This window comes from Streptomyces graminilatus (assembly GCF_001418565.1).
GTDB classification, from domain to species: domain Bacteria; phylum Actinomycetota; class Actinomycetes; order Streptomycetales; family Streptomycetaceae; genus Streptomyces; species Streptomyces graminilatus.
Map to the genome: position 1 here is coordinate 1 of NZ_LIQQ01000595.1, position 8506 is coordinate 8506.

At 69.4% G+C, this 8506-nt stretch carries 11 protein-coding genes; 5 read left to right on the top strand and 6 right to left on the bottom strand.

The window, feature by feature from the left end; all coding sequences use genetic code 11:
* The first annotated feature begins 65 nt into the window (after positions 1-65).
* Positions 66-2189, top strand: coding sequence for a sensor histidine kinase (locus tag AOK08_RS37470; RefSeq protein WP_241827264.1), 2124 nt, complete (start codon positions 66-68; stop codon positions 2187-2189).
* A 90-nt stretch (positions 2190-2279) separates the two neighbouring features.
* Here AOK08_RS37470 and AOK08_RS37475 read toward each other — a convergent pair whose 3' ends face one another.
* Positions 2280-2915, bottom strand: a complete 636-nt coding sequence (locus tag AOK08_RS37475; RefSeq protein ID WP_055534422.1) for a TetR/AcrR family transcriptional regulator — start codon at positions 2913-2915, stop codon at positions 2280-2282.
* A gap of 112 nt (positions 2916-3027) precedes the next feature.
* On the opposite strand from AOK08_RS37475, the gene AOK08_RS37480 reads away from it, so the two are divergent.
* Positions 3028-4074, top strand: coding sequence for an aldo/keto reductase (locus tag AOK08_RS37480; RefSeq protein WP_055534435.1), 1047 nt, complete (start codon positions 3028-3030; stop codon positions 4072-4074).
* On the opposite strand, the gene AOK08_RS37485 is transcribed toward AOK08_RS37480, so the two are convergent.
* From AOK08_RS37485 to AOK08_RS45265, 4 genes are all read right to left on the bottom strand, one after another.
* Positions 4034-4411 (bottom strand): hypothetical protein, encoded by a 378-nt coding sequence (locus AOK08_RS37485; protein ID WP_055534424.1) that lies wholly within the window; start codon positions 4409-4411, stop codon positions 4034-4036. The genes AOK08_RS37480 and AOK08_RS37485 overlap by 41 nt on opposite strands.
* Before the next feature lie 195 nt (positions 4412-4606).
* Entirely contained in the window at positions 4607-4867 is a 261-nt protein-coding gene (locus tag AOK08_RS37490) for a hypothetical protein (RefSeq protein ID WP_055534425.1), read from the bottom strand.
* Positions 4864-5100: a hypothetical protein gene (locus tag AOK08_RS37495; RefSeq protein ID WP_055534426.1), complete on the bottom strand. Its 237-nt coding sequence runs from the start codon at positions 5098-5100 to the stop codon at positions 4864-4866. Before AOK08_RS37495 ends, AOK08_RS37490 begins: the two co-directional genes overlap by 4 nt.
* Entirely contained in the window at positions 5097-5516 is a 420-nt protein-coding gene (locus tag AOK08_RS45265) for a hypothetical protein (protein ID WP_157876962.1), read from the bottom strand. The genes AOK08_RS37495 and AOK08_RS45265 overlap by 4 nt, the downstream gene beginning before the upstream one ends.
* 48 nt (positions 5517-5564) lie before the next feature.
* Between AOK08_RS45265 and AOK08_RS37505 the strand changes: the two genes are divergently transcribed.
* From AOK08_RS37505 to AOK08_RS37515, 3 genes are all read left to right on the top strand, one after another.
* Positions 5565-6842, top strand: coding sequence for an NsdA family TPR-like regulatory protein (locus tag AOK08_RS37505; protein WP_157876963.1), 1278 nt, complete (start codon positions 5565-5567; stop codon positions 6840-6842).
* Entirely contained in the window at positions 6839-7378 is a 540-nt protein-coding gene (locus AOK08_RS37510; protein ID WP_055534431.1) for a GNAT family N-acetyltransferase, read from the top strand. Before AOK08_RS37505 ends, AOK08_RS37510 begins: the two co-directional genes overlap by 4 nt.
* Positions 7379-7480: 102 nt before the next feature.
* Positions 7481-8023 carry a GNAT family N-acetyltransferase gene (locus AOK08_RS37515; protein ID WP_055534433.1) on the top strand — a complete coding sequence of 181 codons (543 nt, stop codon included), beginning with the start codon at positions 7481-7483 and terminating at the stop codon, positions 8021-8023.
* 81 nt (positions 8024-8104) lie between these two features.
* On the opposite strand, the gene AOK08_RS37520 is transcribed toward AOK08_RS37515, so the two are convergent.
* Positions 8105-8506: VOC family protein (locus AOK08_RS37520; protein WP_055534438.1), on the bottom strand; the 402-nt coding region annotated here is incomplete at its 5' end.

The window sequence follows — 8506 nt, forward strand, 5'->3', positions numbered from 1 at the left end:
CACTCCCCCAGAGGGGGACCCCCAACGGGCTGAAACCAAGAAGAACAACGAGGTTCCCCATGCGTATGGCCCGCACCTCCGAACGACTGCGCCCCAGATCCGTCCGCGCGAAGATCGTCGCCCTGCTGATGCTGCCCGTCGTCTCCCTGATGGCACTGTGGAGCTTCGCGGCGGTCACCACCGCGTCCACCATCGGTGGCGCCGAGCGGGCCAAGGACGTCAACTCCGAACTGCTCGCCCCGCTGGCCGACTTCGTCACCGCGATCCAGACCGAGCGCACCGTCGCCGCCCGCTACGCCGGCACCCCGGAATCCGGCGACCCGGACGTCCTGACCCGGACCGAGGTGGCCACCGACAGGGCCACCGAAGCCCTGCTGAGCGGCATCAACTCCGCCAGCTCGGACGCCGAACTCCTCAACTCCGTACTGCCCGAGCGCCTCGACAGACTCACCGCGGACGCCAAGGGCCTGACCGCGCTGCGCACATCGAAGAGCGGCGGCAAGGGCAAGAACGAGACCCGGACCGAGCGGACGACCCGGACCGCGCAGACCGCGCAGACGGCGCAGACCGCGCAGGCGGCGCAGACCGCGTACGCGGGGTACACCGGCATGGTCGAGGACGCCTTCGCCGTGATCGGCGGACTCACCGGGGCGAAGGGCACGCCCATCGCCTCCGAGCCCCGTGTCGTCCTCGAACTCGCCCGTGCCCGCGAGGCGTTGGCCCAGGAGCAGGCGCTCCTCGCGGCGGCCGGCGCGGCCGGAAAACTCACCGCCGAGCAGTACGCGCTGTTCGTCGGCGCGGTCGCCGTCCAGCGCGACCTGCTGAAGCCGGCGGTCGCCGATCTCCGCGCCGAGCACCGGAAGGCGTACAACGAGCTTCTGCGGAGCGGTAGTTACGATCGGCTGACGGCGTCCGAGAACCGCGTACGAGGTGCGGGCCCCGGTGAATCGGCGGTGTCCGACGGCCTGTTGAAGGACTGGGACCACGCGTCGGGCACGGTACTGAAGTCACTCGCCAAGGCGGAGACCGAGGCCGGTACGGCCGCCGCCGCCAAGGCGAACCCGTTCGGCTGGGACACCCTCGGCGCCTCCGGAATCGCCGTACTCCTCGGCCTGGTGGGCGTGTTGCTGTCGCTCCTGGTCTCCGTGTCGGTCGGCCGCGGCCTGATCGTGGAGCTTCTCGACCTGCGCAACTCGGCCCTCGAAGTCGCCGGCCGCCGCCTCCCGCAGGCCATGCGGCGCCTGCACGCCGGGCAGGGCGTCGACATCGACGCCGAGGCCCCGCTGCGCCGCCTCGCCGGAGACGAACTCGCCCAGGTGGGCACCGCGTTGACGGCCGTACAGCGGGCTGCGCTGAAGGCGGCCTCCGAGCGCGCCGAACTCCTCAGCGGCATCTCCGGCGTGTACGTCAGCCTCGCCCGCCGTAGCCAGGTGCTGCTGCACCGCCAGCTCGACATCCTCGACCAACTGGAACGCCGCCCGCGCGACCCCGCCGAGCTGCACGACCTGTACCGCGTCGAGTACCTCGCCACCCGGATGCGCCGCCACTCCGAGAGCCTCCTCATCCTGTCCGGCATCGCCCCCGGCCGTGGCTGGCGGGACCCGATCCCGCTGGCGGACACCCTGCGCGCGGCGGTCGCCGAGATCGAGGACACGAACCGGGTGCAGATCTGGGCGGTCCCGCGCGTGTCGCTGAACGGCGGCACGGTGGCCGACGTCATCCACCTCCTGGCCGAACTCGTCGAGAACGCGGCCTCGTTCTCCCCACCGAGCAGCAAGGTGCAGTTGCGGGCGGCCCGGATGCGCGACGGCCTGGTCATCGAGATCGAGGACAGCGGCTTCGGCATGAACGAGGACGCCATGGCCGAAGCCAACCGCAAGCTCCAGTCGGAGAAGGTCGATCTCCTCGACGCCAAGCAGATCGGCCTGTTCGTGGTGAACCGCGTGGCGGTCCGCCAGGGCCTGCGCGTAGAACTCCGCAACTCCCCGAACGGCGGCGCCACAGCGGCCGTCTTCATCCCCGAGAACCTGCTGCGCGACGACATGCCGGTACAGGAGTACGAGCAGGAGTACGAGCACGAGCGCGGGTCCGACGGCTACGGGCAGGCGGGCGGCCGGTCACCAGCACCGACGGCGACGGTGACGGGGACGGTGCTGATTCCGCAACAGCGGGGCGAACAGCCCCAGTAGAGCCCACAGAGGGCCCTTGTGAACGGCCGTGCGCCCCGGGTGAGTGTGTCCCCGGGGCGCACGGCTTCTTTGCGGCCGCGGCGGTGACATTTACTCAGGCTGTGCCGTACGTACGTACGCGCCTGCCCGTGCGGCGGCTGCGGCGGCCTCGGCGGCCTGGTCGGCGGCGGCTACGTCGAGGGGGTCGCCGGTAGTCAGCAGCCGATAGTAGAGAGGGGCGGAAACGGCCCGGACCACCTCTTGGGCATCGGTGCCCACGGGCAACTCGCCCCGGTCGACAGCCTGCTGGACGCAGGGTGCCCACTCCTGGACGCGGGTGTCGTAGAAGTGGTGAAGGGCCTCGGCCGTCTTCGCCTCGCAGGTGGCGGCGGCGATCACCGCCTTGAACAGCGGTCCCTGCCGGGGATCGGCCAGGGTGCTCTGCACGAGCCGGGCGTTGGCCTTGAGGTCGCCGAGCAGTGAGCCGGTCTCGGTGCGCGGCAGCGACTGCTCGGCCATGTCCAGCAGCAGGTCGGCGACCAGGCCGGTCACGGTTCCCCAGCGCCGGTAGACGGTGGTCCGCCCGACCTCGGCGCGGCGTGCGACGTCGGCTAGGTCCAGATGGGCGAAGCCCTGCTCGGCCAGGATGTCCCCGGCCACGCGCAGCACCGCGGCCCGCACCCGCGCCGTACGCCCGCCGGGGCGGACGGTCCCAGGATCAGCACTCGCAGGACTCACAGACTCCATAAAGGGACTCCAGTTTCATTAAGGGCGACTGCTTGATACATTACTGCCAGCCGCTAACGGAACTACAGACCCATTAGCTGGGCTGCGTGGGGAGAGGAGAACAGCCATGGCCATGGAATACAGGAGGCTGGGCGCGTCCGGGCTCAAGGTCCCGGTACTGAGCTTCGGCGCGGGCACGTTCGGCGGCCGGGGCCCGTTGTTCGGCGCGTGGGGCAACACCGACGCACGAGAGGCGCGGCGCCTCGTGGACATCTGCCTGGACGCGGGGATCACGATGTTCGACACGGCGGACGTCTACTCGGGTGGCGCCTCGGAGGAGGTGCTCGGCGAGGCGATCAAGGGCCGCAGGGATCAGGTCATCCTGTCCACCAAGACCAGCCTGCCGATGGGCGACGGCCCGGGCGACGCGGGCTCCTCACGCTCACGTCTGATCACCGCGTGCGAGGACGCGCTGCGCAGGCTCGGCACCGACCACCTGGACCTGTTCCAACTGCACGCCTTCGACGCGGGCACGCCGATCGAGGAGGTCCTGTCGACGCTCGACGATCTCGTACGAGCCGGGAAGGTCCGCTACGTAGGCATCTCCAACTTCTCCGGCTGGCAGGCGATGAAGTCCCTGTCGATAGCGGAGAGATACGGCCACCCGCGCTACGTCGCACACCAGGTCTACTACTCCCTCATCGGCCGCGACTACGAATGGGAGCTGATGCCGCTCGGCCTGGACCAGGGCCTCGGAGCCCTGGTCTGGAGCCCACTGGGCTGGGGACGCCTCACCGGCAAGGTCCGCCGGAACACCCCCCTGCCGGCGGGCAGCCGCCTGCACAGCACTGCGGACTACGGCCCACCGGTCGAGAACGAACACCTCTACGGTGTGGTCGACGCCCTGGACGAGATAGCGCAGGAGACGGGCAAGGCGATCCCACAGATAGCCATCAACTGGCTGCTGCAACGCCCGACGGTCTCCTCGGTAATCATCGGCGCCCGCAACGAGGAACAACTCCGCCAGAACCTGGGCGCAGTCGGCTGGACCCTAACCCCGGACCAGCTGGCGAAACTCGACAAAGCAAGCACCAGAACAGCGCCGTACCCCTACTTCCCGTACCAACGCCAGGAGGGCTTCACCCGGTTGAATCCGCCGGTGGCCGATGTCGCCGCATGAGTTCAGGGAACGTCTCCTCCCACACGGTGCGGATGTGACGGCTGACGAGGGTGCGCAGAACGGGCCACTGCTCGATCAGCAGATCGCGGTGGAGAAAGGTCACCAGATCGTCCCGCTGCCCTTCGGCCAGGACGGTGCGGTACAGGCTCATGCGCTGCCGGGGCCGGTCCAGGTCGTAGCTGCGCAGGCCCGACCAGGCGATATGGAGAGGCAGGGGGACCTTGCCGTGTGCGGGACCGATGAGGTCCTCGACGGAATCGGGAAGCCGGTCCGCGTAGCGCGCTCGCAGCACGTCGGCCGCAGAGGGCGAGGAACTGGAGAAGGGCTGCGGTGCCATACCGGCGATTTTTCCTCCCCTCAGGCGCATGCGGCTACACGATGCTGCCGCCCGGCCGCGCGGCCGGGGCCGGGGGACGGGAAGCGATCCGCCGAGCCCCCGCCGACTCCGCCGATCCTCCCGAGGGAGGATCGACTTCGCAGTCGTCGGTCATGCGCGGGCACGTATGCGGGGTGCAGACATGGATCTACGCCTCTACGCCCACCCCACGACACGCGCCGTGCCCGGTGACGTCTGGACGGACCGGCGGCAGTCCGGCCCGGAGGGTGGTGCCGGGTGGGTGTCGAGGGCTCGGCAGAGGGCGGCGTGGAGGTGCTCGGCCTCGGCGAGGGAGAGGGGCAGTTGGGCGTCGGCCGGGTGCTCGCCGCTGCGGGTCAGACGCAGGGGGAGGACCAGCCGGTCGTCGTCGGTACGGTGCAGTGGCCGTCCGGGGACGCGCTCGGCGTTCCAGATCATGAGGGCTCCCTCGGCGTCTCGGTCGTCGTGCTTGTCCCGTCCATCGCGGAGTGTCCGACGCACGCCAGCCGGTACGTGCCCCACAGGGCCCGCCCGTCCTCGCAGCCGGCGGAGGCCTGACGCACCCGCTTGCAGTCGTCGCACTTACGGGTGTGCTCGAACCAGAGGCGGTAGGCGCGCAGTGTGGGGTCCTCGGCCTTTCGCGGGGCCGCCCCGACCCGGTCGCCGCTCATCGGACCACCGCCGCGAACTGCCGCGCTCGCTGAGCGGGTTGACGTTCCCAGTCCTGGAGTACGTAGGTCCGTACGAGGCCACCCGGGTCCATGTACGCGGCGAATGCGGGCGGGGCGGGGGGTGGCCACAGCCACGGCGCCCGGCGCCGACGCGCCCCGGCGAGGATCGCGGCCCACATCTGCGGCGACGTACGAGGCTCCGCCGAGCGCGGGTCGCCCTTCGACGCGGGGGCGTTGAGGGTTTTGAGGGGCACATCGGCTCCGTTCCGGTCGGCCACGCCCCGGGCCGGGACGGCGGCGCCGGGGACTTTGATGTCCCATACCGTCGTCTCCTGGCAGCCCTTCGCGAAAGGCAACTTCGGCGCGGATGACTTCACAGGAGAGGGAAACTCCGCCACCGGCTCACGAATCGTCATCGCCTGGTTACGCTGAGATCTCCGATGGAGAGGCGTGGAGGGGAGCCGATGGACAGCCAACTCCAGCCGAACCACACGCTCCGGCGGCTCATGGCCGAGTACGGGTTCACACGCGAAGGTCTCGCGGAGGTGGTGAACAACGAGATCGAGCGGTTATCGGGACACCCCGGCAACTGCGCTGCCCGCCTTGTCGGTTACTGGCTCAGCGGAAAAACCACATGGCCGCGAAGCCGTGCCCGTCGCTCGCTGGAAGCGGTGTTCGGGCGGCCCGCCGAGGAGATCGGGTTCCGGTCTCCCGTTACGGGCCCGGCCGGGGTTACGGTTCGAATGCCAGTGCCCGCATCGCCTCAGGAACCGCCCGTGCTCCGCCGCAAGTTCGTTCTCGGTCTCGGCACGCTTCTCGCTCTTCCCGCGCTTCCGGAGTCGGGGCGTCTGGGTATGAACGACGTTGCCCGCATCCGCGAGGCCGAGGGCTATCTGATGCGGTTCGAGCGTCAGCACGGAAGCGCTCAATTGTCTGCCGCCGCAGGACGTTACGTCGAGCACGTGGAGCAAGCCGTACGGCACTGTGTCTACAGCGGCCGAGTCCAGACTCAACTGCATCAGGCGCTCGGCGAGATGTGCGCGAGGGCGGGCTGGCTGGCGTACGACTGCACCTGGCATGACCAGGCGCGCCGCTATTGGGACATGGCGTTGCGCTACGCCCTGCTGGCCCGGGACCCGATGCTTCAGGCGCGAATCTGGGCGAGCCTTTCCCGCCTGGCGGTCGACCTCGGCCACGGCGCCGAAGCGGTCACGGTCGCCCGTGCTGCCCTCGATGCCACTCGGGGGAGACGTGATCCGCGTCTGTCCACGCTGCTGCACACCCGGGTCGCTCTCGGTCACGCCGTGAACGGGGAGAAGGGCCGATCCGGGCACTCCCTGCACCGTGCGGAACAGAACCTCGACGGGGCGAACGATGAGGCGCCCGCATGGTTGATGTTCTGCGGTCCCGATGAAGTGGCGGCGCAGGCGGCGCTGTGCTTTTACCACCTGGGCGACTACAAGCGGGCAGCTCAGGCCGATCGGGAAGCGCTGGCACTGCTGGCGCCGGACGAGTTCCGCCGGAACGCGTTCGCCACCCACGTCAGCCTGGCCCGGAACCTCCTCGCGGCTGGTGAAGTCGATGGCGCACTCGAAGCGGGACAAGACGCTCTCGGGCTGGTCCGCGAGGTGCGCAGCCCGCGTTGGGGCGAACACCTGGCCCGGTTCCACAACGACGTGCTCACCTGGGCTCCGCGCGGAGGCCAGGACTTCGCAGACCACTACCGGGAGGCGACAACATGACGCTCGACGTACTCTCGCTCAGCCACTACCAGCGCGAGCACCTGCCGCTGATCCGCTCGACACTGCTGGACGTGTACGCCGACGTGTACAGCGGGGACGCGGCGGATCCTTTCCACTCCGTGCAGCGCTTCGAGGAGCGGCTCTCCGGTCACGCGTCGGGGTCCAGTTGGGCATGCGTCGTCGGGGACGTCGAGGGCGAGCCGGTCGGCTTCGCGTACGGGCGGCTCGACAGCGTCCGGGAGTGGCGCGAGATCCTCGATCCCGTCACCCCTTCCGTACGGGACTACGGCGAAGACGGCACCTTCGGCCTCTGCGAGATCATGGTCCTCAGTCCGTGGCGGGGGAAGGGCATCGCCCGGGGCATTCACGACGAACTCATGGGTCGGCGCCCCGAACAACGCGCCTCCCTGCTGGTGGACAGCGAACACCCCAAGGTGCGCGCACTCTACGAGAGTTGGGGCTATCGGAAGGCCGGCCAGATGCAGCCCTTCGAGGACTCGCCCCGATACGACGCCATGGTTCTCGACCTGCGCTGAACCACGCTCCGCCCGACGCGGTGCCGAACGGCTGAACAGGCGTTCGGCCGTCCCGTGGCCGGGAGCCACAGAGTTCGCGGATCACTACCGGGAGGCAACGGCATGACAGACGTACTCACGCTCAGCACCTACCAACAGTCCCACCTGCCCCGGATCCGGCAGACACTGCTGGACGTGTACGCCGAGGTCTACGCCAAGGAGATCGCCGCCGACCCCTTCTTCTCCGTGGAGCGCTTCGACCAGCGACTGACCGGCCACGTGTCCGCGCCCGGCTGGACCTGCGTCCTCGGCGAGGTGAACGGCGATCCGGTCGGTTACGCCTACGGAAGCACTGTCAGGCGCGGCGGCTGGTGGAACGGCGTACAGACCCCGATGGACCCCGAACTGATCCGCGAGGACGGTTCCCGCACCTTCGGACTCTTCGAGATCATGCTGCGCGCACCCTGGCGCGGGCAGGGCATCGCCCGTGGCATCCACGACGAGCTGATGGCCCGGCGCCCGGAAGAACGCGCCGCACTGACCGTGGAGCAGACCCACCCCAAGGTCCGCGCGCTGTACGAGAGCTGGGGTTACCGCAAAGTCGGCGAACTGAAGCCGGCCACGGACTCACCGCTGTACGACGCCCTGCTGCTCGACCTGCGCTGAGCCATCCTCCGTCTGACGCGGCGGCGAGACCGGAGAGGCCCGAAGGGGGTGGCTCCCCCACCACCCTCGCTCGAAGAATGTTCAGTCGATACAGAACTCGTTGCCCTCGATGTCCAGCATCGGGATGCACGACTCGTTTTCCTCGTCCGCGTACAGCGTTTGCACATGCGTCGCACCGAGTGCGACCAGTCGTGCGCACTCGGCTTCGAGTGTGGCGAGGCGCTCGTCCCCCACGAGCCCGGTGCCGGCCCTGACGTCGAGATGCACCCGATTCTTGACGACCTTGCCTTCGGGGACGCGCTGGAAGTACAGGCGCGGGCCCACGCCTGAGGGATCACTGCAGGCGAACCATGACCCCCGCTCCTCAGGAGGCAGGGTGCGGTTGAAATCGTCCCAGGTGGTGAACCCCTCCGGTGGCGGCGGTACGACGTACCCCAGCACCTCACACCAGAAGCGAGCGAGGCGCTCGGGTTCCGCGCAGTC